The sequence below is a fragment of the Rhodococcus yunnanensis NBRC 103083 genome (assembly GCF_001895005.1).
Classification (GTDB): domain Bacteria; phylum Actinomycetota; class Actinomycetes; order Mycobacteriales; family Mycobacteriaceae; genus Rhodococcoides; species Rhodococcoides yunnanense.
In genome coordinates, this window is sequence record NZ_BCXH01000001.1 from 62361 (window position 1) to 87996 (window position 25636).

Consider the following 25636-nt stretch of genomic DNA (forward strand, 5'->3'; position numbering starts at 1 on the left):
GGATACTCCTTGAATCGAAGGTGAATCAGGCTGTGCGGGAAGGTTTACAGGTCGAGCCGGTAGCGCGCGAGCTTGTCGGGATCGATCTCGACGCCGAGCCCGGAGCCCGGTCGCACGGTGAGTACGCCGTCGCGGATGTCGAGCGGCTCGGTGAGTAGGTCGTCGCTCATGTCGAGGAAGTTCGACAGTTCGCCTGCACGGCGTGAGGTGAGTTCGAACGCGGATCCGAAGGCGACGGTGCACGTCGATCCGAGCTGGCCGTCGATCTGGTTGCCCATGACGACCTCGACTCCGAGTCCCTCGCAGAGATGGTGTGTACGGCGCGATCCGGTGAACCCGCTTCGCGCGGTCTTGATACTGACCGCCGTCGCCGACCCGCTGAGAATCTCGCGCGTCACCTCGGCCGGGGTCACCGCGGACTCGTCGGCGACGAACGGGACGTTCAATTGTCCGACGAGCCAGCGCCGTCCGAGTACGTCGTCGGCGGGGCACAATTCCTCGGCCAAGGTCAGTCCGAGGTCAGACATGTCGTTCATCGCCCTGGCGGATTCCGACGCGCTCCAGCCGCGGTTGCCGTCGACATAGAGTTCGACGTCGTCGCCCAGGCCTTCTCGGAGTGCGCGTACGACCGCGGTGTCGAGCGAGACCGGCCGACGGCCGACTTTGACCTTGAACACCTCGATGCCGTACGTCTCGCGCATTCTGGTCGCTTCGTCGACCATCGCTTCCGGCGTGTCGAAACCGAGCATGTGGCTCACGCGCATTCGGTCGGTGTACCCGCCGAGTAGATCGGTGACGGAGACGTCGAGTGTGCGTCCGAGCGCATCCCAGATCGCCATGTCGACAGCGGCTTTCGCGACGGGGTTGCCTACGGTTCGCGAAAACCGGGCGTGCACGATTTCACGTTCGTTCAACGTCAACCCGATGATCTGAGGGGCGAAGATCGTCTCGATGACGGCGACCATGCCGCGCTGGGTCTCGCCGTAGGTGAACGGCCGTGGGGGCGCGTCGGCGACACCGACGATGCCGTCGTCGGTGTGGACTCTGACGAGGACATGCTCCGCGGCATGGACTTCGCCGCTAGCGAATTTCAGGGGCTTCAAGTAGTCGATCGAATATGGAATCGCTTCGACTGCAGTGATTTTCATGAGATGTCTTTCAGGGTCTGCGCATCGTTCGGCGGCAGAATATCCGCATCTTCGAGTGCTTGGACGAGGGAGTCCACGAGTGGCGACGAGTGATCGCGGCGCCACGCGAGGGCGAGATCGATCGTCGTCGCCCCGCTGATATCGCGGAAGGTGACGCCGTCGAGTTTCAAGGCGCGAACCGATTCGGGAACCAGCGCGACGCCGAGGCCGGCGGACACCAGGGCGAGCAGTACGGACGTGTCCGGCGCCTCGTGCTCGCGCCTCGGTGTGAAACCTGCAGCACGACAACTACGGACGACGGCGTCGTTGACGGCCGAATGACTGTCGGAGTACATGACGAAGTCTTCGTAACTGACGTCGAGAACTTCGAGTGCCGGTTGATCGGCAAGTCGGTGGTCTGTTGGGACGGCGAGAACGAGTGATTCGGTGGAGATGGTGCGCACCACCAGATCGTCGCCTGCAACGGGAGGACGCAGAACAGCCATGTCGAGGTGTTCCGAGCGCAAGCCCTCCACCTGTGCAGGAGTGAGGAGGTCGCCGTGCACCTCCAGCGCAATTCCGGGGAGCCGCTGCTTCAATGCACGGGAGATCGACGGTAGTTGGTCGAACGCTGCCGTACCGGTGAAACCGATGCGCACCAGGCCGAGACGACCCTCGGTGATCCGCCTGACGCCGCGCACGGTCTCGTCGAGACTCTCCAGGATCCGAATTGCTTCGCGATAGAAGAATTCGCCTGCAGGGGTGAGACTGACCTGCCGTGTCGTGCGGGCCAACAAGGTGACGCCGAGTTCGGTTTCGAGCTGGCGAACGGACTGCGACAGCGCGGGCTGAGCAAGGAAGAGTCGTTTGGCCGCCTGGCCGAAGTGGCGCGTCTCGGCCACCGCGACGAAGTGATTCAGGTGTCGAAGTTCCACTGTGATGCCACCTCCTTCGGTCGCCTTCGTGACCCAACCCACAGTAGAAGGCGAATCCATCGCTGACAAAGACCTAGCACCGTCCTATTGATCGCTGCTACTTATCAATGTCTGCCTAGGTGGGGTCTAGGTAAAGCCCTGGTGTGACCGGCGCCACGTGCTGACAGGGTCGGGGTACCGGACAAACATCCCTTGGAGGACCAATGACCGAGATTCTCGATCACGTGCACGACACGGTCGCAGGCGCCGTCGTCGACGATCCCGATGCGGGCATCTACCGCGCGAACCGCAGCATCTTCACCGACGAAGAGATCTTCGAACTGGAGATGAAGCACATCTTCGAGGGCAACTGGATCTACATCGCCCACGAGAGTCAACTGAAGAACAACGGTGACTACTTCACGGTGCACATGGGCCGCCAACCCGTCGTCATCACGCGGGACAAGGACGGCGAGCTCCACTGTCTGATCAATGCGTGTGCGCACCGCGGCGCGATGCTGTGCCGCCGCAAGACCGACAACCGGAAGACGCTGACCTGCCCGTTCCACGGCTGGACGTTCCGCAACGACGGAACCCTGCTGAAAGTCAAAGATCCCGACGGAGCCGGCTATCCCGAAACGTTCGACGTCGACGGCTCGCACAACCTCACGAAGGTGCCGAGGTTCGAGAACTACAGGGGGTTTCTGTTCGCCAGCCTGAACGACGACGTCTCGACGCTCGCCGAGCATCTGGGGGACACGACGAAGGTCATCGACATGCTCGTCGACCAGTCGCCCGACGGACTGGAGGTGCTGCGGGGGTCGTCGACCTACACGTTCGACGGCAACTGGAAAGTCCAGGCGGAGAACGGTGCCGACGGCTATCACGTCAGTGCGGTCCACTGGAACTATGCGGCGACGACGTCGCGTCGCAGCAACGGCGAATCCACGAACACGACCAAGGCACTCGACGCCGGTGGCTGGGGCAAGTCGGGCGGCGGGTACTGGTCCTACCCGAACGGTCACCTCTGCTTGTGGACGTGGGCGGCCAATCCCCAGGACCGGCCGCTGTGGGACAAGATGGACGACCTCAAGAAAGAGCACGGGGACGCCAAGGGTGAGTTCATGGTCAAGGGTTCGCGTAACCTCTGCCTGTACCCCAACGTCTATCTGATGGACCAATTCTCCACGCAGATCCGGCATTTCCGGCCCATTGCGCCGAACAAGACCGAGGTGACCATCTATTGCATCGCCCCGAAGGGTGAGAGCAAGACGGCGAGGTCGCATCGCATACGCCAATACGAGGACTTCTTCAACGCGTCGGGCATGGCAACTCCCGACGACCTGGAGGAGTTTCGGTCATGCCAGCTGACATTCCAGGCCACGAACGCGCCGTGGAACGACATGAGCCGCGGCGCCGAGCACTGGCTCACCGGACCCGACCCCGTTGCCGAAGCGCTCGACATGCACGGCGTGATCTCGGCCGGAGTCAAGAACGAGGACGAAGGGCTCTACCCCGTCCAACATGGTTACTGGAAACAGACGATGCTGGCAGCTATCGAGCGCGAGCGGGGTGTGAAATGACCACTGCGACGCACGAAATTACGCAGACAGCCATCGAGCAGTTTCTCTATCGCGAGGCTCGCTATCTCGACGATCGCGAATTCGAGAAGTGGTTGACGTGCTACGCCGACGACGTCGAATACTGGATGCCGAGCTGGGGCGACGACGACCTGTTGACCGAGGACCCACAGACCGACATCTCGCTGATCTACTACGAGAACAAGGGCGGCCTCGAAGACCGAGTGTTCCGTATTCGCACCGAACGCTCCAGCGCCACATCCATTCCGGAGCCCAGGACCAGCCACAACATCAGCAACGTCGAGGTCATCGAACGACGCGGAGACGTCGTCGATATCCGATTCAACTGGCACACGATGTATTTCCGCTACAAGACCATCGACCCGTACTACGGAACATCCTTCTACACCATCGACTTCTCCGGTGAGTCACCGCTCATTCGTCGGAAGACAGTGGTGCTCAAGAACGACTACATCCACCACGTCGTCGACATCTACCACTTCTGACCGTTCTTCTTCAGTCGAAGAACTGTGAGAGAGGAATCCCATGAGTCACCGTGTCGCCCTGTCTTTCGAGGACGGGGTCACCCGCTTCATCACGTGCACCGACGGGCAGACGGTCGCGGACGCGGCGTACCGCTCGCGGATCAACATCCCGCTCGACTGCCGCGACGGCGCCTGTGGAACGTGCAAGGCGCTGTGCGAGTCGGGTGACTACCACGGTGGCACCTATCTCGACGATGCGTTGTCCGACGACGAATCCGGCCGAGGCTACTGCCTACCGTGCAGCATGACGCCGAAGTCGGACCTCGTTCTGCAGATCGCCAGCACGTCCGCGGTGGCCAAGACGCAGGCGGCCACGCACACCACGAAGATCACTGCAGTACAACGACTGTCGCCGACGACGGTTCGGTTTGCGGTCGAGTCGCCCGCAGGCGTCGATCTGGCATTCCTCCCCGGCCAGTACGTGAACATCGCGGTACCGGGCAGCGACGAGAGCCGGTCGTACTCGTTCAGTTGTACGCCGGGGTCCAGCGAACTCGAGTTCCTGGTGAAACTGACCCCTGGCGGTGTCATGTCGACCTTCTTGGACGAGCGGGCCGCCGAGGGAGGCAGCATCTCGTTCACCGGCCCGCACGGCAGCTTCTTCCTGCGTGAAGCCCAGCGCCCGGCACTGCTCCTCGCCGGAGGCACCGGCCTGGCGCCCATTCTGTCGATCCTGCGCAGACTGGACGCGGAGAATTCTTCTCGAACCCTGCACCTCGTTTACGGCGCGAGCACGGACGACGACGTCGTACAACTCGATGAGCTCGACCAATTGGCGAAGAGTCTCGACAACTTCACCTGGAGCCACTGCGTCTCGGATCCGAACACCACGGCCGACAACAAGGGCTACGTCACCGGATTCATCGAACCGCATCACCTGAACGACGGCGACGTCGCTGTGTACCTCTGCGGACCACCGCCGATGGTCGAAGCAGTGCGCACCTACTTCTCCGACGAGGGCGTCGAACCGACAGGGTTCTACTACGAAAAATTCGCGCCGTCCGCGAAGACCGAAGAAAAGCCTGCGGCTCTCGAAACCCCCGCTGTCGAAACCCCCGCTGTAGAAGTCCCCACTATAGATACCCCAGCCGTCGAACCGCGTGTTCTGGCCGACGCTTCGGAGGACGAACCCGAAGTCACCACGGGATCCCGAAACCTCTGTGGACAAACTCTTTTCGAGCGGTATGACGTCGCCGCATGTCCGTCGTCCGTGCAGCCGGTGGCTGCAGCAGACGAGATCGCCACGCTCCGAACCATTGCGGGCCAACGCGTCGGGGTCGCAGGATCGGACGGGCCCTCGATTCCACTCGACGAAGACGGCCCCATCGTCGTTGCCGCGGATGCCCGCTCGGTCGCTGGCCAGTCCGTGTGGCCGCAGCGGGATATCGCGCCGGCCATCAAACGGGCAGAACCCGTCTCCGCGGACTACGAAATCGGCGAGGAGCACCCGTCGGTGCACGAGTCCGACGCCGTGTTCGAAGCCCGACGTGCCCTCGAACTGGGAGCGCTGGAACTCGTCATCGGCAGGCTGTCGTCGCAGCAGATCGCCGGATATCGGTTGCTCGCGGAAACCACGACGAAGTACGTCGACGGCGATCGCTTCGTCGACGCCGCTGCGTACACCGAAACCAACGCCGCGTTCCACGACTATCTGTTCACCCAGACCCGAAACGAACATCTGCTGCAGGCGTATCAGGCACTCGGGGTGAAAGCGGCGATGGCGGAGACGCTGCGTAATGCCGTCTGGTGCGACCCGTTGTGCGCCCAGGATCATCTCGACATCGTCGATGCATTCGAATCGCAGGACCGAGAGCGTGCGCGCACTCTCATCGCCGAGCATGCCGATCGATCCAAGATCACGATGAAACGCGCGATGGAGGACATGGCTCGCAGCAAGCGGCCAGCGTTCGTCCATCCCGGCCGATTCGCAGGCAAGGTCGTTCTCGTGACCGGTGCGGCGCAGGGAATCGGGGAATGGGTCGCACGAAGAATCTCTGCCGAGGGAGGAGATCTCGTCCTCGCCGACAGGTCGGAACTCGTGGAGACCCTGGCAGGCGAACTCGATCACGACGACGCGAGCGCACACGGAGTGCTGGCAGACCTCGAGACGTGGGAGGGTGCGTCGTCCGTCGTCGATGCCGCGATCGCGCGTCACGGCCGCATCGACGTGTCGATACATGTCGTCGGCGGCACCATTTGGGCCAAGCCCTTCGCCGAGTATCCGCCGGAGCAGATCGAGAAGGAGATCTCGCGGTCCCTGTTCCCGACGCTGTGGTCGTGCCGCGCGGTCGTTCCGCACATGATCGAGCGTCGGCGCGGAACCATCGTCAACGTCTCGTCCGTCGCCACCCGCGGCATCAATCGAGTTCCGTACGGCGCAGCCAAGGGCGGAGTCAACGCCATCACCTCGAATCTTGCGCTCGAAGCCGCGCCGTACGGAGTCCGTGTCGTCGCTACCGCTCCCGGCGGAACCGATGCGCCTACAAGGCGCATCGCCCGCGGTCCTGGCCCGTCGACCGATCAGGAGAAGCAGTGGTACCAGCAGCTCGTCGATCAGACAGTCGGCTCGTCGACGCTCGGGCGATACGGGACACTCGACGAACAAGCCGCAGCGATCTGCTTCCTGGCGTCCGACGAGGCGTCGTACATCACGGGTACGGTGCTTCCCGTGGCAGGCGGTGACCTAGGCTGATCGGCGGTATCGGTGTCGGTTCGTGGATACGGTGGTGGAGTGAATCACCGTCGTGAATCGATCGTCGACGCGGTAGTGGCTGCGTTCGGTGACCGGCGCTCGGCGTTCGTCGTGATCGAGGGCGTCCAGGGTGCAGGCAAGACGTCGGCGCTGGATGCCGTCGAGCATCGAATCCGAAGCCTCACCGACACCGATGTACGACGCGTCCGCGCGGTCCCGTGGGAAGCGTCCCTGCCGTATGGGATCGTCCGACAGGTCGTGGAAACCGAAGACGTATGGGACGGGACCGATTCGCTCGAAACGCTGGTCCTTCGGATGAGTACCGCACTCGGCGCGATGGATCGACGCCGTGTTGTCGTACTCGTCGACGACGCCGAGAACGCCGACACCGATTCGCTCGAGCTGCTCGCGTCGCTCGTTCGATATCACCGCCGGTTGCCGATTGCGGTGGTGTGCACGCGGACTCTCGGCCCAGGCGGACTCTCGTCGGCGCACGATGTCCTGGGCCGAGCAGCGGAGTCGACGATTCCGATTCGATTGCTGGACACTGCAGAGGTCACGGACCTGGCCGCTCGATGCGGAATCGTCCTCTCGCAGTCCGCGGCCGCACATCTGACGCTCCACACCGGCGGACGGCCGCGCCACACCGCGGCATTGTTGGCCGAACTGGCGCCGGACACGTGGACGGGAATTCGTCCCGGCCTTCCCGCGCCGCAGTTCGTGTCATCGGCAGTCCATGAGTCGCTCTCTACCTTCGATGTGAACGCGCGCAGATTGTGCAGTGCTGCAGCCGTGTTGGAGGTAGCGGCTGTTCCCGTCGTCGCTGCAGTCGCGGGGATCGACGGCGATCCATGGTCGGCGATCGACGACGCGGAACGAGCAGGATTGATCACGGTGAAGCAGCGATCGACCTCGACGGTCCTCGCGTGTCCCGACCCGATGGTGCGGGCTGCGATACTCGCTGCGCTCGGCCGCGTCGAGCAGAGCGCGCTGCATCGCGTGGCGGCGTCGGTCGTCGAAGACCGCGCTGACGTACTCGCACACCTGGTCGACGCGGCGTCCGGACCCGATTCCTCCCTGTCCGATCAGCTGGCGACGTTGGCCGTCGAACGGGCGGCGACGGGCGAATGGGCATCGGCGGCACGGTTGTACGCGCTGTCCAGCAGATCGAGCCGCGACACCCACACGCGCGACGACCGGCTCGTTCTCGCGGTGGACGCCCTCATCGGCGCCGGTGACATACCGGCAGCGTCCGGATACGTCGCCGAAATCGAGAGTTTCCGCGAAACCCCCATGCGAAGTGTCGTTCTCGGATACCTCGCAATTCTGCGTGGCCGACCACAGGAGGCCGAGGCGCGCCTCGCCCGGGCATGGGAACTCGTTCGGAGCAGACACGAACCCGGCGTCGCTGCAGTCATCTGTCACCGGCAGGTACTGCACAATCTCGCTCGCTGCAACGGTGCCCGGTTGGTCGAATGGGCCGATCGAGCTGTCGAGTTGGTGGGTGCGGACGATCCGACCGCCATCGAAGCGCAATCCATCCGTGGTCTCGGGTTGGGAAGTACCGGCCGAATCCCGGAATCGCTGAGCAGCTATGAAAGCCTGTGGCAGCAGGCGAATACCGGTGCCGTGGGACAACGAGTACAGATGGGCGCCGGATGGTTGCATCTGGCGACGGACCGTATCGATGTCGCGCGCGGCGAATTGGAAGCCGCCGCGCCCACCGACTTTCTCGGTGGGTCGACACGAATTTCGTCGTGGGCGCAGGCATGGTTGGCGAGAGCGTACTTCGTGACCGGCGATTGGGACGCGGCCCTGCGGACAGCGACCTCGGGCGCCGACCTGGTGGAGAGATCGGGTGCGGCGCTGATCATTCCGTTGCTGCAGTGGACCGTGACTCAGATCCACGCTCTGCGCGGCGATTGGCAGGCAGCAGCGGATTCTGCCCGACTGGGTGACGCGGGTGCTCGTGAGTACGAGATCATGCGAGTTCCCGCGGCTCTCGGCCGTGCCGCCATCGCCGAGGCACGGGCGGACTACACGGGTGTGCTGCGAGCTCTGGCACCACTGACCGAACTCTGGGCGCAGGCCGACGTCTCCGAACCCGGTTTCTGGCCGTGGCCGGACGTGTATGCGAATGCATTGGTCGTCGAAGGTCGGTTGTCGGAGGCCGACACGTTCCTGTCCCACCACGAGAAGATCGCCCTCGCGAGAGGGCATCGTTCGGCGCTGGCACGACTGGCCTGTGCACGTGGCCGATGGCATGGGGCGCGCGGCGAACTCGATGCTGCACGAGTGTCGTTCGAGGAGTCGCTCGCCGCCCTCGCGCCCCTGCCGCTGATCTACGATCGCGCTCGTGTCAATTACGTCTACGGGCTGACCCTGCGGCGTGCAGGTAAGCGCCGTGAGGCAGATGTCATCGTCTCGGCTGCGCGAGAAGACTATTCGGCTCTCGGTGCATCGACCTACGTGAGCCGATGCGACCGAGAGCTCAAGGCCGGTGGCATGAACGCTGTCTTGAAGGACCGCTCGCACGACGCGCTGACTCCGCAGGAGGAGGCCGTGGCCGGTCTCGTGTCGACCGGCTTGACCAATCGTGAAGTCGCCGCCGAGCTGTACCTGTCCGTCAAGACCGTTCAGTTCCATCTCACCCGTGTGTACTCGAAGTTGGGTATCCGGTCGAGGGCGGAACTGGCGGCGCGGAGCAGAGCCGGCGATGAGGCGGAGAGCTGAGTCAGCCGACTCGTTCGAACAACCCCCGGATGACCGCCGGGCCGCGTCCGAGCGACTGGGCGTAGTCCGACCAGAGGACTGCCGGCTCGCGCTCGCTCATCTGTTCATCGCTGTCGTGACGTGCTCGATGATCAGGCGCGACACCTGCTCGGACTGTTCGATGTTCGCGAGATGCGCGGCAGGGGAGAGGACATGGAACTCGGCGTCGGGGATACCGTCGGCGAGGATGCGCATGTCGGCCGGCGTCGTCGCGGGGTCGTGTTCGCCGGCGATGACGAGGGTCGGTGCGGTGATCTTGCCGAGATCTGCCCGGCTGTCCCATCCAGCGAGGGCCTCGCAGCAGGCTGCGTAACCCTCGTCGGGGGTCGAGGCGATCATCTGGCGGAAAGTGATTGTGTCGCCGTCGAATTCCGTGGTGAACCAGCGCGCGAGGACCGCGTCGGCAAGCGATTGCGTGCCCGAGGTTCGCACCGTCGCAGCGCGGTCGAGCCAGCCCTGGGGCTCGCCGAATCGCGCCGACGTGCATAACAGGGTCAACGAGTCCACACGGCCGGGATGATTCACAGCGAGCCACTGAGCGACTGCACCGCCCAACGACAGCCCAATGACGTGCACTCGTTCACGACCGAGCGAATCGAGTACGGCAAGAACATCGTCGGCGAGTTCGGTGACGGTATACGGGCCTGTCGGTACCGGTGAGAGCCCGTGGCCGCGCAGGTCCACGGCAACGACGTCGGCTACGGCAGTCAGCGCCTGGACTTGCGGGTTCCACATCGAGCGGTCGGAACCGAGTGATCCGATCAGCACCACGGTGACTGTGGACGGGGGAGCTGCTTCGACGAGGTCGTAGGCCAGTTCGACAGGCATGCTTGCAGTCTAGCTCATGTTCGTATAGCGGCGGGATGTTCACATAACGCACATCGTGACAAAATCAGGTCTGCGTTGTCGCCCCATGCGTGCCCCGCGATGCTCGCCAGGCTGAGCGACCTCGTCGAGCAGCGATGCCAGTTCGTCATCGCAACGCACTCGCCGATCGTGCTGGCGCTACCGGGAGCGACGATATGCGAGATCTCCGACGACGGCACGATCGAAGACATCGAGTACGACACTGCTTCTCCGGGGCGTACGACGAGGGAGTTCTCGGCCGACCCTGGGCGGTACCTTGGATTTCTTGCGTAGTCTGCACGCTGGATCGAACCACGGCACGTCCAGCGTGCGGACACCTCGCAGATTCTGGCGTCGAAAGATGTTCGCCAAGTGCGCATTCCGATCGGCCTACCGGTGTCGGTTTCGATGTCGCCGCTTCGGATACTCCGCATCCGGCTAGCCGAGGTGCTCCCATCCGTGTAGCACTACTTCGCAGACGTTCTACTGCGAAGTGCCGCCGTCGATGCAATCGTATGGGCATAGTGGTGGCATGACTATCGATGCCGATCGCCAGCGCGTCCCTGCAGTTTCACCCCGCACCGATTCCGCGCGGCATGCGGCGCTGATGGGTGCGGGGTTGCTAGCGATGGGCGTGTTGCACTTCGCTGTGCCGGAGAAGTTCGATGAGCAGATCCCTCCCGTGATTCCCGGCAAGCCTCGCACTCTGACATACGTGTCGGGTGTCGCCGAGGCGGCAATCGGCGCAGGGTTGCTGCACCCGAAGACCCGCAGACACGCAGCCTCCGCCGCGGTAGCTTTGTTCGTCGCTGTCTATCCTGCCAATCTGAACATGGTGCGTCTGAATTGGGACCGGCCTTGGTTGCGCGCCGCCGCACTCGCGCGCCTTCCCTTTCAGATTCCGATGATTACCAGTGCCCTGGCCATCCGACGGGGAGCCTGAGGGTTGGACAGAGTGGTCGTGCGGGTCGTCTGGCTAGTTATCTCGGTGGTTGCGGTGGGGTACGCCGTCTCCAGCGCGGGCGATCCGGTCTCCGGGGTGTCACTCGGGTGCGCAAAGATTGGGGAATACGGCGCCGACACTGCTGTGCGATGCGATGATTCGATCGCTCAGGTATTCGGCGCATGGCGGCTCGTCCTGCTGGGCGCGCTGTTGTCCGGTCCACCTCTGCTTGCAGCGTTTTCGAGGCGAAGGTCCGTCTGGTGGCTCGCGGTCGTGGCACTCGTTGTGGTGGGTCTGACGGGGCTGGCCATGTGGACGACGATCTGGATCTTGCTCTTGGTCGCGCTACCACTCGCAGGCGTAGGTTCTGTGGCCGTCATGGTCGATACCGCCGTGCGCGTCTCGAGGCCCGAACGATCATGACGCCCGGCGGTCCGACCGATCGCGGACATGCTGCCGGACGCTGTGAGGCTGCGAATCGACCGCGCTGCGCGCGTGCTTATCGCCCACTGCCGCAATCACATGGTCGACCAGGAGCATCTCTTACTCGACGTTTGGGCAGGTGGGATGACGTCCCACTTGGCGCCGAACGCGTCCGCCACCGCCGAGTGCGACGAGGCGAAGTCGCCCCAGGCGAAATGATGCTCGCTCGACCAATCGGGATTCGAATCCGAGTGTAGCGGCCCGACTTGGTTCTTCGATTCAGAAGGGTTGAGCGAGTTGATCATTCCTCCACGGTGAGTAGAGCGACCGTCAAACGAAGAGCATTCCGCCGTCGATGAGGGCGGACTGTCCGGTCATGTAGTTGGAGTCCGGCCCGGCGAGATAGGACACGTACGCTGCGACGTCCTCACCGGTCGAGACGCGTCCTAGGGTGATCCCCGCTGCCATGGCCTTCATGGACTCGCCCTTGCCGACGCCATTGATTGCTCCGAGGTCGCGGTCGACCTCTACCCACATGTTGGTATCGACGATGCCGGGGCAGTATGCGTTCACAGTGATGCCGTGCTCGGCCCACTCCTGCGCTGCGGCCTGCGTCAGAGCGCGCACACCGAACTTGGACGAGCTGTACACGCCGAGAAGCGGGAATCCCTTGTGGCCGGCGATCGAGGATGCTCCGATGATCTTGCCGCCTGTGCCCTGCGCGATCATGACGCGGGCAGCTTCTGTGTAGCAGAGGAACATTCCGCGGCCGTTGACTGCGTGGATTTTGTCGTACTCTTCGGGGGTGACGTCGAGCAGGGCTTTCGTCTGGGCGATGCCGGCATTGGCGACGATGATATCGAGGGAACCCAACCGGGCAGCGGTGTCCGTCATGAGTGCACGCACGGACTCGTGATCGCTGACATCACCGCTCAGTGCGACGGTGCGTACACCGTGTGCTGCGACCTCGCTCTGGGTCTTCTCGAGTGCTTCGGACATCGACGGGAGGTCGGACAGGGCGATGTCGTGACCGTCCTGCGCGAGTCGGAGTGCGATCGATCTGCCGATGCCGCGTGCCGACCCCGTTATGTGTGCGACCGTCATTGTATTCCTCCTGAATTCGTTTGTACGAGAACTGAAACGAGTCGACTCTCAGGCCGTCGGATCGACGAGTAGCTTCATCTTGCGTCCGGCGCGGAGTTCTTCGAATCCGCCGTCGACGACGTCGCTGAGTGCGATCGTGTCGACCCAACCGGTGGTGTCGTAGTGTCCCTTGGCCATCAGGTCGATTACTGCGCGGTAGTCGTCGCTGGTGTAGCAGATGGTGCCCTGGATGCGTCGTTCCTGAAGGACGAGGTTGAGCAGGGGCGTGGTGAGGGGCTTGTCGTAGATGGCGACGCTGATCAGTGGCCGCCGCTCGCCGACGCAGTTGAGTGCGGACTCGATGGCTGGAGTGACGCCGGCGGCGTCGAATGCAGCGTCGACGCCGTCGCCGTTGGTCCGATCTGCGATCAAGGCCGGCACGTCGACCGCCAGTGGGTCGAGTGTGCGGGCACCAAGTGCTTCGATCGAACGGCGCCGGGTTGCCGAAGGTTCCACGACGTCGATCTCGGTGAGGCCCATTCCGCGGAGTGCGAACCAGATACCGATTCCGATCGGGCCCGCGCCGTAGATGAGAGCGCGACTGTGGTCACCGACCTCACCGAGTACTGCCGCGTGATACGCGACCGACAGAGGTTCGACAAGGGCGCCCATCTCGACGGGGATGGCGTCGGGCAGCTTGTGAATCTGGTTGCGGGGCACCACTGTGTATTCCGCCATTCCGCCGTCGGCCATCAGTCCGTGGAAACCGATCTGTTTGCACAGGTTGTACTGACCATTGCGACAGGGACGGCATTCGCCACATCGGTAGATCGGTTCGATGGTGACCGCATCGCCTTCGGTCACGTCGACGACGCCTGCGCCGACAGCTGCGACTATGCCCGAGAATTCGTGGCCGAGGACCACCGGCATTGCTCTGTTGGTCAGTGGGTGTGGTTCGGACGGTGAGATGAAGATCGGACCGTCGTAATATTCGTGAAGGTCAGTGCCGCAGATGCCGTTACGTGCGATTTCGACCTTGACCTGTCCTGGTCCGGGGTTGGGCTCGGGAACGTCTTCGACCTCGACTTTGTGGTTGCCGTAGTAGACAGCTGCGCGCATGGCTTACTCCTTCTAGTCCGGTGCTGGTTGTCTCGAGACGCAAGATCACAGGGTGCGAACGAGTTTCTTGTTCGCGAATTCGTCGAGTCCGAAGCGGCCGAGTTCGCGGCCGATGCCCGATGTCTTGACCCCGCCGAAGGGCATGTCGGGTGCGCTCTTGATCGTCGTGTTTATTCCGACCATGCCGACATCGAGCCGGTCGGTGACGTACGCGGCTTCGGCGTCGTCGGTGGTGAAGATCGCACTCCCGAGCCCGAATGCTGAATCGTTGGCGAGATCGATTGCGGCGTCGGTCGATTCGACCTTGTGGAGTACCGCGACCGGTCCAAACAGTTCCTCGCGATATGCGCGCATCTGCGGGGTGACGCCGGAAAGCACGGTGGCAGGGTAGTAGGCGCCGTCGCCGTCGGGCACGGTCCCGCCGAGGTGGACGGTCGCGCCTTTGGCGACAGCGTCGGCGACTTGTTCGGCGATTTCGTCGCGTCCATCGACGCTCGACATAGGTCCCAACCGCGTCGCGGGATCCGATGGCTCGCCCATCGTCCAGGTTCGAGCGGCATCGACGAACCCCTCGAGGAAATCGTCCCACACGGTGGCATCGACGATCATCCGCTTCGACGATGTGCAGGCCTGACCGGCGTTGCCGAATCGGCCGGGGACTGCGGCGGAAATGGCGTCGTTCACATCGGCGCTCCGGAGTACAAGGAAAGGGTCGGATCCGCCGAGCTCGAGTACGGCCTTTTTCATGTGTTTCCCAGCCAGCTGGCCGACGATGCTTCCCGCACGTTCCGATCCGGTGAGCGAGACTCCTTGCAAACGGGGGTCGGCGATGAAGCCGGCGATCTGGTCGCTGGAGGCAAAGATGTTCTGGTAAACGCCCGTTGGGCTGCCGGCATCACGCAGCAAGGCCTCGATCGCCAGAGCTTGCTGTGGGCAGTTACTGGCGTGCTTGAGCAGAATCGTGTTGCCCAGCAGTAGGTTCGGAGCGACAAAGCGTGCGACCTGATAGTAGGGAAAGTTCCAGGGCATGATCCCCACCAGAGCTCCGATGGGGACCGTGCGCACCAACGCTCGTCCAGAACCGGCAATGTCGAGTTCCTCGTCGACCAGCAGGTCTCGGCCCTTGGTCGCGTAGTACCGGAAGATCGACGCGGACAGTTTCACTTCCCCGCGGGCCTGCGCGATCGGCTTACCCATCTCGAGCGTCATCAGTTCGGCAAGTTCGGTTTCGCGTTCGCGGTGCAGGTCGGCCACGCGGTGCAGAACCGCAGCGCGTTCGCCGACCTCTGTGATGCGCCACGCCCTGTAAGCCTCGTCCGCGGCGCCGAGTGACGCCGAAGCCTGTTCGTCCGACAGCGTCTCGAATTTTGCCACGACGGTGCCGGTTGTGGGATCGGTGGTTGCGTATTTGCTCATCAGCATGTCTTTCGTGGCAGGACGCCGGCCGGGGAACAAGGCTGCGGCCGGCGATATCGATGCGGTGTCGTCGGGACTTCGAGATCAAGCAGGCTTCAGAACGTCCGACTGTGTCAGGAAGCTCGGGCAGCCCGACGCCTTCTCGGTGTCCAGAACGGATCGGTACTCCTTGATGCCGCCGAGGTAGAACATCACCGTGCGCTTCTTGCCGGGAATGTTCGCGCCGAAGATCCAGGACGCGGCCTTCGGGAACAACGTCTGGTCGGCGATATCGGAACAGATATCGGTCCACTCGGTTTCGATGGTCGGCTTGGCCTCGATCCACCCAGTGGAGTTGTCCTCGATCGACTTGATGGTGTCCGCGATCCACTCGACCTGTACCTCGATCGATGGCGGCAGGTTCGTGAAAGGTCCGTTCGGACCAAGGATCATGAACATGTTGGGGAATCCTGTGGTGGCCATGCCGAGGTAGCTCGTCGGGCCGTCCTGCCAGTGTTCTTTCAAGCTTTCGTTGTTTCGTCCGCGGATATCGACTTTGACGTAGTTGCCGTCGACGGCGTCGAATCCCGTTGCGCAGATGAGAACATCGATCTCGTGCAGCACTCCGTCCTCGGTGACGATGCCCTCCGCCGTCAGCTCACGTATGGGGTTCTCACCGACGTGAACGAGGGACACGTTCTCCCGGTTGAAGGTTTCGTACAATCCCGAATCGCAGAGTGGCCGACGTGCGTAGAGATCTGTAGGTGTCAGCTTTCGGCGAGTCTCCGGGTCCTTGACGATCTCGGCGATCTTCGACCGAATGAACTTCGCCGCTTCCTCGTTCGCATCAGGATTGGTCGCGATGTCGCAGAAGGTCTCGAACATGAAGCGGAATCCACCGCCTTCGTCCCACGTGCGCTGAAAGATCTGTTGACGCTCTTCGGCCGAGACGCTGAAGGTCTCGACTTCGCTTTCGACGAATCCCATGGCGACGCTGGAATTGCGGACCTGGTTCCAGTTGGCTTCGAAGTTTTTCTTCTGGCTAGCCAGTTCCTCGTTCGACAGCACACGGTTGCCTGCAGGTACGCTGTACTGAGGTGTGCGCTGGAATGAGGTCAGGTGTCCCGCGATCGGTGCGACTGCTGTGATGACCTGCCCTCCGGTCGAACCATTGCCGATGACGCCGACGCGCTTGCCGGTCAGATCCAGGTCCTCGGGCCATGCTCCGGTATGGATGAGCTTGCCTTCGTAGTTCTCTATGCCGGGGAAGTTCGGAACGTTGGTTGCCGAGAGCAGCCCGAGGCCGTTGACGAGGTACTTGGCCTTGTAGGTGACTCCGCGATCGGTGGTGACCGTCCAGATGCCAACGACGTCGTCGAAGCTGGCCGACGTCATCGTGGTCTCGAGCTGAACATCGTCGCGCAGAGAATATCGGTCTACGACGCCGCCGAGGTACTCGAGGATCTGCGGCTGTTGTACGAACTTGGTATTCCATGAAGTCTGGTCGTACAGGTCGCGGTCGAACGAGTATTGGTAGACGAAGCTTTCGGAGTCCGACAGTGCACCGGGATACTTGTTCCAGAACCAGGTACCGCCGACTCCGGAAGCCTTGTCGATTGCGACGGCATTCAATCCGAGCTCACGGCGTAGCTTGTAGAGCATGTAGATGCCACCGAAGCCGCACCCGACGACGAGGGCGTCGAGCTCGCGGATCTGCTCGGGGTGGTGTGTCTGCATGTGATTGCTCCTTCGGTCGTGCGACCTTTGTGGTGTAGTTCACGTTCTCTGCTCACAATGGTGAGGTGGGGCACACGAAGGCTGGGTGTTCCACATTGGCACAGTGGGAAAGGTGGCCTCTGAGCTGGATTTATGCCTGATCGGTAATAATGGCGAGCTTTGGCATTCGTTTGGAGTGGGATGTGGGGTGCTGGACCTGCTTCGAACGACTAGGCAGGAGTTGAGGTGGACGAGGCAGTACGGCACGCGAAACAGCACCTGATGCGCGTCGGTCTGTTGGGGCAGATCCCGGATGATGGTCTGGTCCCGGACTTCGTGATGCGGAGCTGGCGTCGGTCGATCGGTAGCAGTGCCGATAGCATTTTGCCGTCGCAGAAATTCGATGAGATCGACACCGAATCGATCTTGCGTCGTGCGGCGGATCCGGTACTCGACCGATGGCAGGATCATTTGGTCGACACCGGGACCACCCTGTTTCTCAGTGATCGGGCGGGCAGCATCGTTGCTCGGCGCGCGAGCGACAGAACGCTGCGGCGAAAGCTCGATCGAGTCAACGCGGCAGAGGGCTTCGATTACTCCGAACGCGCGATCGGCACGAACGGCCTGGGAACTTCGATGGTCGAAGGCCGCGCGGTGTACATCGAAGGCAGTCAGCACTTCAACGATTCATTGGCAGTGCTCGCATGCGCTGCGGTACCGGTGTATACACCGTCGGGTTTGGTCATCGGGTCGGTGTCCCTCGGTGGACCGCTCGATATCGCCAATTCGTTGATGCTGACGCTTACGAAGGAGATCGGCCAACAAATCGAGGAGCGACTCAAGGCGGCCAGTCGCCCCCAGGACGTGGCGTTGGCCATGTCGTTCATGCGGTACGCGAACTCACAGCGGCCGACTGTGATCATGGACAACGAGACTTTGCTTGCAAATACCCCGGGACTTCCCTACATCAGCGTCGACTCGCACGTTCTTCTCTGGAATCGGTTGGGCGCGCACGACTGGTCAGGTAGTGCTGCAACGATTTTCGAGCTGGACGATGCAGCTGTGTCTGTATCCGCCCGACGCGTGGTGGAGGGATCACGGGTGTACTACGTGCTTCATTTCGCCGCAGTTCCACAAGCTGGTTCGGCAGACGCGAAACCGGGCGTTCGACCAGCGCGCAATGCTTCGAGTCATATCGAGCGCACCGGCACGGTGATCGTCGACGGCCCGTCCGGTTCCGGTCGAGCGACCCGGGCACTCGACATGCGACGGGACTATGGGACGGTCCACCAACTCGAGGCTGTCGTGTTGTCGAGGCACACGCAGACACCCTGGGACGCGGTCGCGGAGTAGTTGAGTGGCGGCCGCGACGTCCTTGTCCGCCGGCTCGAGAATCTGGGGGATTCCGATGCTGACCGCCTATCGGAGCTAGTGGAAGGTCACCGTCGCGAGGTGCACGCGGGACGAGCGAATTCGTTGTGGCTGACGGTGTGTACCGAGTCCGCGTCACCTGTCGTGAAGCGATTGATCGAACAGTGGGGAGTCAGGGACAGAACCCGGCCCCTGAGGGACACACCGGATCGGATTCCGGGTTTGGTTCGTTCGATCCTCGATCGTGTGGACACCACGCGACGGCACTCGATGTCGCCGACTGCATTGCAATCACTGGTTCAGTGGAGTTGGCCGGGCAACATCGGCGAATTGGTCGAGGTCCTCACCGCGGTTGCGGCCGATGTTCAATCCACGGTCATCGAGCGAAGTCACCTTCCGGAACAGCTTCAGACGATCCAGTCCCGCAGAAAGATGACGATGTTGGAGGAAGCCGAACGCGACACCATCACACGAGCGTTGGCTACCGCGAGCGGTAACAAGTCTCAGGCCGCCGAGCTGTTGGGTATCGGCCGCACAACCCTGTACAGGCGAATGCGGCACTTCGGATTGGACGAAGGGGAGGGATCGTTGTGATCAAGCACCCTCAGATGTCTTGTTCGAGTGAGACGACCTTGTCGAGGACGACTCGCAGTGCGGGGTTGGGATTGTCCCGACGCCACGCGGCCCGCATGTCGACTTCCGCCGTTGCGTCGGTGAGGGGCACGAAGACCACATGGGGATCGGTGACGTTGTTCGCCACCGAGGCCAGCGTGAGGTGGCAGCCTACCTCCGCTGCGACCAACGCCAAAGCTGTCTGGGTGTCCGGAGCGACCTGAACGACGTCGGCGACGAATCCGTGGGCGTCGGCAAGCCGGCGCAAGCGGTCGGGAAGTACCGAGCCCTCGTGCAGCGGAAGCGATACGAACTGTTCTTCGGACAAACTCTCGATGTTCAGGCGGCGAGCATCGGCGAGTGGGTGGGTGTCGGCAAGGGCGATGACGAGGTGGTCAGCCATGACGATTTCGGACTCCACGCCAGCTGGAATGGCGTCCCATCTACCGAGCGCGATGTCGGTGTCGCCACTGAGCAGCTTTTTCATTGCAGGTTGTGCGAAGTTCTGGCTGGACAGTTCCAACTGGATACCAGGATGTTCGGCGCGTACGGTACGGGCCAACCTGGCCACCATGCGGTGAGTGGACACGCCCGCGAATGCGATGCGTACCAGACCTGACTCACCGCCGTCGGCCGACCGGACAGCATCCTCCGCGATACGCACAGCATCGAGGACTGCACGCGCCGGTTCGATCAAGGCCGCACCAGCGGCGGTCAACTTCACCGAGCGAGTGTTTCGATCGAACAGGGTGGCGCCCACATGCCGTTCGAGGCTTTTGATCGTACGGCTGAGCGGCGGCTGTGCGACATGCAACCGCTCGGCTGCGCGACCGAAGTGTAGTTCTTCGGCGACCGCCAGGAACGCTCTGAGCTGGTCTAGTTCCACAAAACGCTCCTTTATTGACAACTGAGTATTACAGAAGTGCCAATTAGGTATTGGACTGATTCTAATCCTGCGGTGACTATTGGTACATGAGCATGCTGAACCCCGACGTCCCCGACGACGTCTTCGCGGATGTACTGAAGCAGGTCTCCCACTTCATTCGGTCCCGAGTGGTTCCGCGTGAGCTGGAGATCATGAACGACGACGCAATCCCGGCGGATCTGCGCACACAGGTCGCCGAGATGGGATTGTTCGGCTACGCCATCCCACAGGAGTGGGGTGGACTCGGACTGAACCTCATCCAAGACGTGGAGTTGGCGATGGCGCTCGGTTACACGACTCTGTCGCTGCGGTCCATGTTCGGCACCAACAACGGAATCGCGGGTCAGGTCCTCGTCGGATTCGGGACCGAGGAGCAGAAGGCGACGTGGTTGCCTGGCATGGCGGCGGGTGACATCGTCGCGTCCTTCGCGTTGACCGAGGACGGAGCGGGGTCGAATCCCGCGGGTCTGAAGACGACGGCGAAGGCCGACGGGGCGGGATGGACCATCGACGGCAGCAAACGATTCATCACCAACGCCCCGAATGCGAACATGTTCGTCGTCTTCGCCAAGCTCGACCCGAAACCCGAGCGCGGCAACGGTATCGCGGTCTTCCTCGTGCCGGCGGATGCGCCCGGGATCGAGGTCGGGGTCAAGGACGCGAAGATGGGCCAGCAAGGATCGGCCACAGCAGACGTGACCTTCACGAACGTGTTGGTCGACGCCGAGTCGCTGGTCGGCGGAAACGCAGAGATCGGTTACAAGGCAGCGATGACGTCGTTGGCGCGCGGGCGTGTTCACATTGCGGCGCTCTCGGTCGGTCAGGCGCAGCGTGCACTCGACGAATCCGTCGCATATGCCGCGGCGTCGACTCAGGGCGGTGAGCCGATCGGTAATTTCCAGCTCGTTCAGGCGATGATCGCCGATCAGCAGACCGGGGTGATGGCAGGTCGGGCAATGGTTCGCGAGGCGGCCCGAGCTTGGGTCGAGAACACCGACCGCCGCATCGCGCCTTCCGCTGTGAAGCTGTTCTGTACGGAGATGGTGGGTAAGGTCGCTGATCTTGCTGTTCAAATCCACGGCGGCACAGGCTATATGCGGGAAGTGCCCGTCGAGCGTATTTACCGTGACGTTCGTCTGCTCCGTCTCTACGAAGGTACGAGCGAGATTCAGCGTCTGATTGTCGGTGGCGGACTGATCCGCGCGGAACAGCAGCGCACCAAGTGAACGCCCCACTCGACGGATTCACCGTCGTCGCGATCGAACAGGCCGTCGCGGCGCCGCTCGCAACCAGGAACCTTGCCGACCTCGGTGCCCGGGTGATCAAGGTCGAGCGAACCGATGGCGGCGATCTCGCCCGCGGGTACGACCATGCCGTCCACGGAACGGCCGCTCATTTCGTTTGGCTCAACCGTGGCAAGGAGTCTCTCGCGGTGGATCTCAAGTCCGCGCGGGGGCGGGCAGTTGTGCTCGAGTTGATCAGGAACGCTGACGTGTTCATCCAGAACCTTGCGCCGGGTGCGGCCGCACGGCTCGGCCTCGGCGCCGAAGAACTGCGAGCGACGCAGCCCGGATTGGTCGTGGTGAACATGTCGGGTTTCGGCAACGGCGGACCGATGCAGGACCGCAAGTCCTACGACATGTTGATCCAAGCCGAGTCCGGTTTGATCTCCATCACGGGTACCCCCGACGAGCCCGCCAAGACCGGCATCCCGACGGCCGACATCGCCACTGGAATGTATTGCGCTCAATCGGTTCTCGCAGCACTGCTACGGCGCGGCCGAACAGGGGAGGGTGCCACGATCGACGTCTCGATGCTCGACTCGACGGTGGAATGGCTGGGGCACGCGATGTACACCCAGATGTACACCGGAGTGCAGCCGCCTCGCATGGGCGTCAGCCACGTCTCCATTGCGCCGTACGACAGGTACCCGACGCAGGACGGCCAGATATTGATCGGGGTTCAGAGCGACCGTGGATGGCGAACCCTGGTCGACGACGTCCTCGCGATTCCCGAGATGGCGGACGATCTTCGTTTCGCCACCAACGTTCTGCGCGTGCAGAACCGGGCCGAATGCGATGCCGTCGTCGCCGAGCGGACGGCGACGTTCACCACCGAAGCCCTCGACGCGAAATTGGCTGCAGCAGGTATTCCAGCGGCCCAGGTCAAGCAGATGAATCAGGTCGTCGATCATCCGCAACTCGTCGAGCGGGACCGATGGCGCATCGTGAACACCGAACATGCCACGGCGCGAGCCCTGTTGCCGCCGAGTACGTTCGCTGATCACGAAGCTCCTATGGGTGATGTTCCCGCGCTCGGGCAGCACACCCGGGCGTTGCTGATCGAGGCCGGGCAGGACCCCGATGTTCTCCTGCGTGACGGGATCGCCGTCCAGAATTCAGCATTCGACAGATCGGCATTGGATGCGGCGTCCACGCGCTGACGCACGCTCATGGACCTATGAGAAGGAACTTTCATGATCAAAGGACGCACAGCGGTCATCACGGGCGGAGCCCAGGGCATCGGCTTGGCGATCGCGACTCTGTTCGCGGAGAACGGCGCAAAGATCGTCATCGGTGATCTCGACGAGTCGAAGGCCAAGGAAGCAGCTGACGCTCTGCAAACCGATGCAGTCGGCGTTCGCTGCAATGTCACCTCGTCCGAGGACGTACAGGCCTTGGTGGACACTGCGGTGTCTGCGTTCGGGTCGATCGACATCATGGTCAACAATGCAGGTATCACTCGTGACGCAACGATGCGGAAGATGACCGAGGATCAGTTCGATCAGGTGATCGATGTTCATCTGAAGGGATGTTGGAACGGTACGCGGATCGCGGCGGGGGTCATGCGCGAGAGCGGGGGTGGATCGATCATCAACCTGTCCTCGATCTCGGCGAAGGTGGGATTCGTGGGCCAGAGCAATTACTCGGCAGCGAAAGCCGGAATCGTCGGACTGTCCAAGGCGGCCGCGAAAGAGGTTGCGCACCTGGGTGTCCGAGTCAACGTAATTCAACCCGGATTGATCAAGACCGCGATGACCGAGGCGATGCCGCAGAAAGCGTGGGATCAGAAGATGTCGGAGATCCCGATGCAGCGGGCGGGTGATCCACGCGAAGTGGCTTCGGTAGCTCTGTTCTACGCATCCGACCTGTCGTCGTACATGACCGGAACGGTCTCCGAGGTCACCGGCGGACGCTACATGTAGCAGCGCCCGGATCAAGAAATCCGTGACATCCGGTTCGGCGATCGTTTCGTCGGAGATATTCAGCTTCGACACCTCTCTCGGAGGTGAGAGAGGTGGACGGTTCTGTTCGAATCAGTTGGTGACTGCAGTCGAGTAGCGACAGTGGTTGGTGGACAGTGCCGCCCGGTCGAGGACCGGGCGGCACTGACAGATGAGACGGGATCGAGCGGTTCATGGCATCGAAACACTGGCCTGATTCCTGGGAGAGCTACCCGGCGGGCTGACTGACTCGGATGTGATTGCCGAAGGGATCACGGAAACCGAAGTCGGTTCCGTACGGCTGCTCGACCGGTTCTTGGGTGATGTCGACCCCAGCATCGCGGAGTGCGGCGAAGGTGGCATGTACATCGCTGCTCGTGAGGAACAGGCCACCCAGCGCGCCTTTGGTGACGAGCTCCCGCACCTGAGCTGCGGTGTCGGCGTCCTGCTGAGGACCGCCGACGAGTTCGAGAAGAAGCTGCACTCCGCCGCCGGGCAGAGCTACGGTCAGCCATCGCATGAAACCCAGGTCGACGTCGTCCTGGACCTCGAAACCCAGGTGCGTGCTGTAGAACTGGAGCGCCTCGTCCTGGTCGAGTACAGGGACGCTGTTGATGCTGACGGAGGTGATGTGGTTCGTGGTCATGACGACGACGTTAGTGGGCCGTTGGCCGGCCTCGCTTCTCCGAAACCGCTATCCATCGTTGCGACGACCGACGGAGCGACGGTCCGCGGTCTGGTCCACGCGGCGATGAAGCACGAAGGCACGTGTACAGGCTTGTGTCGCACCCGGAACTGCGACGGTGAGCAGCCCACGATCGAGGTGAACGTTCTGCTGAACGTACCCAGGCTCGCGAAGCCGACATCCCACGCAACTGTCGTGATCGGGCGGTCGGTCTGACGCAGCAGCGTCATGGCTCGCTCGACTCGTCGACGCTGGAGATAGCGGTGCGGTGTCTCACCGAACACGTCTTTGAACACCCGGCCGAACTGCGAGGCACTCAGGTGCGCGATAGCGGCGAGTGTCGGTATGTCCAACGGCTCCGCATAGCGGCGGTCCATCGCGTCGCGCGCTCGGAGCATCCGCCGATTGACGTCCTCACGCGGTGTCAGCTGCACAGAGCCACCGTAGCGGACCTCCGCTCGCCAGCGGAGTTCGTCGTTGTGCAGGGCGTACTACAGGCGCAGCACAGATATCACTTTAGTTTGTCGAGTAGAAGAATTGCCTCGGTCGCCCTGTCGTTCGGTAGACCACCAGGAAATGCAACGTTTACCTTTGTCGGAGGGCGAATCGGGCATATGACCGACGCAGGGCGGGTGCGTGACGCGTGGCTTTCTCGAACGTCCGCATTGGACACCCACTCGATGCCCGAATGTCCACCGCGCTAGAGCTCTCGACGCCGCTTGGAGCGTCGCACTCGCGAATTCCCTCGGACGGCCCACACACCGACGCCGGCATCATCGCGTGCCGGTCGTGGTCGTGGTCGTGGTCGTCGAAGAGCTCGAACTGCATAGGACAATTGCGCTGCTCACGAACAGCGGTCGATGTGGCAGGTTGTTCTGCTCGACGGTTCGAGTTTCGACGCAGGCCGTGGCGAGGGTCTCGTTGTGTACTGTGATGCCAGTTCGCTTCGCAGCGATGCGATTTGAACGGTCAGCTCGGCGATCTGATGTTGGGTGACGGCTTGGTTCGCGTCGTCCTGTTCGGCGACCTTGTGGACGAGCCAGGACGCCAGAGTGGCAGTGACGACACCGAGTAGAGCAATCCCGGCGATCATCAGACCGACTGCGATGCATCGACCGGTGGCGGTGGTAGGCGCGTAGTCCCCGTATCCAACGGTGGTGACGGTGGCGACGGCCCACCAGAGGGCGTCGGGGAAGGACTTGATGTTGCCCGTCGGTGCCGAGCGTTCGGCATCGAGCATGGCCAGTGATGCCACGAACACCAGCAGCAAGGTTCCGGTGACGGCGTAGGCGACGACGCGTCCTCGAAGTGCTCCGCCGATCGAGCGTTGTAGGAGGCTCACGAGGGTGAGAAGGCGTAGTAGCCGGAGAGGTCGTAACACCGGCAGTACGACGATTGCGAGCTCGTGCAGGTGGCTGGCGAACCAGTGAGTTCGTCTTTGCGCCAGCATGAGTCGGACGAGGTAGTCGACACCGAACAGCACCCAGATGGCCAGTACGGCATGCTCGGCGAGGCGTTCGCCGATGCCGGTCGGCTGGGTGAGCACGGTCCAGCTGTAGATAGCCAGAAAAAGCAAAGCTGCTCCGGCGAGCGGCCATTCCGTCGCTCGCTCCCACCTCTCAGAGTTCATGAACGGGCACTGTACTGGCGAGGTATCGATGTCAG

22 protein-coding genes and 1 pseudogene are annotated in these 25636 nt (G+C 62.6%); 12 read left to right on the top strand and 11 right to left on the bottom strand.

Annotation, left to right across the window (positions count from 1 at the left end; translation table 11 throughout):
- Positions 1-44 precede the first annotated feature (44 nt).
- Positions 45-1148: a mandelate racemase/muconate lactonizing enzyme family protein gene (locus RY1_RS00325; RefSeq protein WP_072801546.1), complete on the bottom strand. Its 1104-nt coding sequence runs from the start codon at positions 1146-1148 to the stop codon at positions 45-47.
- Entirely contained in the window at positions 1145-2062 is a 918-nt protein-coding gene (locus RY1_RS00330) for a LysR family transcriptional regulator (RefSeq protein WP_072802194.1), read from the bottom strand. The genes RY1_RS00325 and RY1_RS00330 overlap by 4 nt, the downstream gene beginning before the upstream one ends.
- 203 nt (positions 2063-2265) lie before the next feature.
- Here RY1_RS00330 and benA point away from each other — a divergent pair, with 203 nt between their 5' ends.
- The 4 genes from benA to RY1_RS00350 are packed head-to-tail and all read left to right on the top strand — an operon-like array spanning position 2266 to position 9591.
- Complete coding sequence (gene benA / locus RY1_RS00335; protein WP_072801547.1) at positions 2266-3624, top strand: benzoate 1,2-dioxygenase large subunit; 1359 nt, start codon at positions 2266-2268, stop codon at positions 3622-3624.
- Positions 3621-4127, top strand: coding sequence for a benzoate 1,2-dioxygenase small subunit (gene benB / locus RY1_RS00340; protein WP_072801548.1), 507 nt, complete (start codon positions 3621-3623; stop codon positions 4125-4127). The genes benA and benB overlap by 4 nt, the downstream gene beginning before the upstream one ends.
- Before the next feature lie 40 nt (positions 4128-4167).
- Positions 4168-6858 carry a benzoate 1,2-dioxygenase electron transfer component BenC gene (gene benC / locus RY1_RS00345; RefSeq protein WP_072801549.1) on the top strand — a complete coding sequence of 897 codons (2691 nt, stop codon included), beginning with the start codon at positions 4168-4170 and terminating at the stop codon, positions 6856-6858.
- 39 nt (positions 6859-6897) lie between these two features.
- On the top strand, positions 6898-9591 hold the full coding sequence (locus RY1_RS00350; protein WP_218019759.1) for a helix-turn-helix transcriptional regulator: 2694 nt from the start codon (positions 6898-6900) through the stop codon (positions 9589-9591).
- Between the two features lie 117 nt (positions 9592-9708).
- On the opposite strand, the pseudogene pcaD reads toward RY1_RS00350, so the two are convergent.
- A pseudogene (pcaD, locus tag RY1_RS00355) lies at positions 9709-10458 on the bottom strand (3-oxoadipate enol-lactonase); the annotation flags it as partial.
- Positions 10459-10557: 99 nt separating this feature from the next.
- Here pcaD and RY1_RS00360 point away from each other — a divergent pair.
- The 3 genes from RY1_RS00360 to RY1_RS00370 all read left to right on the top strand — a co-directional run bounded on the left by RY1_RS00360 (position 10558) and on the right by RY1_RS00370 (position 11842).
- Positions 10558-10770 (top strand): hypothetical protein, encoded by a 213-nt coding sequence (locus RY1_RS00360; RefSeq protein WP_072801552.1) that lies wholly within the window; start codon positions 10558-10560, stop codon positions 10768-10770.
- Between the two features lie 313 nt (positions 10771-11083).
- Complete coding sequence (locus tag RY1_RS00365; protein ID WP_072802195.1) at positions 11084-11419, top strand: DoxX family protein; 336 nt, start codon at positions 11084-11086, stop codon at positions 11417-11419.
- Positions 11420-11422: 3 nt separating this feature from the next.
- Positions 11423-11842, top strand: a complete 420-nt coding sequence (locus RY1_RS00370) for an ABC transporter permease (protein ID WP_139279684.1) — start codon at positions 11423-11425, stop codon at positions 11840-11842.
- A 330-nt stretch (positions 11843-12172) separates the two neighbouring features.
- Here the strand turns inward: RY1_RS00370 and RY1_RS00380 are convergent, their stop codons facing one another.
- The 4 genes from RY1_RS00380 to RY1_RS00395 all read right to left on the bottom strand — a co-directional run bounded on the left by RY1_RS00380 (position 12173) and on the right by RY1_RS00395 (position 17176).
- Positions 12173-12946, bottom strand: a complete 774-nt coding sequence (locus tag RY1_RS00380) for an SDR family oxidoreductase (protein ID WP_072801555.1) — start codon at positions 12944-12946, stop codon at positions 12173-12175.
- Between the two features lie 48 nt (positions 12947-12994).
- Positions 12995-14044 carry a 2,3-butanediol dehydrogenase gene (locus RY1_RS00385; RefSeq protein ID WP_072801556.1) on the bottom strand — a complete coding sequence of 350 codons (1050 nt, stop codon included), beginning with the start codon at positions 14042-14044 and terminating at the stop codon, positions 12995-12997.
- A gap of 45 nt (positions 14045-14089) precedes the next feature.
- Positions 14090-15460 carry an NAD-dependent succinate-semialdehyde dehydrogenase gene (locus RY1_RS00390; RefSeq protein ID WP_072802196.1) on the bottom strand — a complete coding sequence of 457 codons (1371 nt, stop codon included), beginning with the start codon at positions 15458-15460 and terminating at the stop codon, positions 14090-14092.
- Between the two features lie 84 nt (positions 15461-15544).
- Positions 15545-17176 carry a flavin-containing monooxygenase gene (locus RY1_RS00395; protein WP_072801557.1) on the bottom strand — a complete coding sequence of 544 codons (1632 nt, stop codon included), beginning with the start codon at positions 17174-17176 and terminating at the stop codon, positions 15545-15547.
- 225 nt (positions 17177-17401) lie between these two features.
- Between RY1_RS00395 and RY1_RS00400 the strand changes: the two genes are divergently transcribed.
- Positions 17402-18508, top strand: coding sequence for a sigma-54-dependent transcriptional regulator family protein (locus RY1_RS00400; RefSeq protein ID WP_072801558.1), 1107 nt, complete (start codon positions 17402-17404; stop codon positions 18506-18508).
- 162 nt (positions 18509-18670) lie between these two features.
- Positions 18671-19120 carry a helix-turn-helix domain-containing protein gene (locus RY1_RS00405; protein ID WP_442972248.1) on the top strand — a complete coding sequence of 150 codons (450 nt, stop codon included), beginning with the start codon at positions 18671-18673 and terminating at the stop codon, positions 19118-19120.
- Positions 19121-19130: 10 nt separating this feature from the next.
- Here the strand turns inward: RY1_RS00405 and RY1_RS00410 are convergent, their stop codons facing one another.
- A complete protein-coding gene (locus tag RY1_RS00410; RefSeq protein WP_072801560.1) occupies positions 19131-20024 on the bottom strand; it encodes a LysR family transcriptional regulator in 894 nt (297 codons plus the stop codon).
- A gap of 86 nt (positions 20025-20110) precedes the next feature.
- Between RY1_RS00410 and RY1_RS00415 the strand changes: the two genes are divergently transcribed.
- From RY1_RS00415 to fabG, 3 genes are read left to right on the top strand one after another with little or no spacing between them, the layout of a single operon-like run.
- Positions 20111-21289 carry an acyl-CoA dehydrogenase family protein gene (locus RY1_RS00415; RefSeq protein WP_072801561.1) on the top strand — a complete coding sequence of 393 codons (1179 nt, stop codon included), beginning with the start codon at positions 20111-20113 and terminating at the stop codon, positions 21287-21289.
- A complete protein-coding gene (locus RY1_RS00420; protein WP_072801562.1) occupies positions 21286-22506 on the top strand; it encodes a CaiB/BaiF CoA transferase family protein in 1221 nt (406 codons plus the stop codon). Before RY1_RS00415 ends, RY1_RS00420 begins: the two co-directional genes overlap by 4 nt.
- Before the next feature lie 33 nt (positions 22507-22539).
- Positions 22540-23268: a 3-oxoacyl-ACP reductase FabG gene (gene fabG / locus RY1_RS00425; protein WP_072801563.1), complete on the top strand. Its 729-nt coding sequence runs from the start codon at positions 22540-22542 to the stop codon at positions 23266-23268.
- A 247-nt stretch (positions 23269-23515) separates the two neighbouring features.
- On the opposite strand, the gene RY1_RS00430 is transcribed toward fabG, so the two are convergent.
- The 3 genes from RY1_RS00430 to RY1_RS00445 all read right to left on the bottom strand — a co-directional run bounded on the left by RY1_RS00430 (position 23516) and on the right by RY1_RS00445 (position 25601).
- Entirely contained in the window at positions 23516-23932 is a 417-nt protein-coding gene (locus tag RY1_RS00430) for a VOC family protein (protein WP_072801564.1), read from the bottom strand.
- Entirely contained in the window at positions 23929-24405 is a 477-nt protein-coding gene (locus RY1_RS00435) for a helix-turn-helix domain-containing protein (protein ID WP_306305342.1), read from the bottom strand. Before RY1_RS00435 ends, RY1_RS00430 begins: the two co-directional genes overlap by 4 nt.
- 410 nt (positions 24406-24815) lie before the next feature.
- The gene (locus tag RY1_RS00445) at positions 24816-25601 is read right to left on the bottom strand and encodes a potassium channel family protein (protein ID WP_072801567.1); all 786 of its coding nucleotides are present in this window, start codon (positions 25599-25601) and stop codon (positions 24816-24818) included.
- Positions 25602-25636 lie beyond the last annotated feature (35 nt).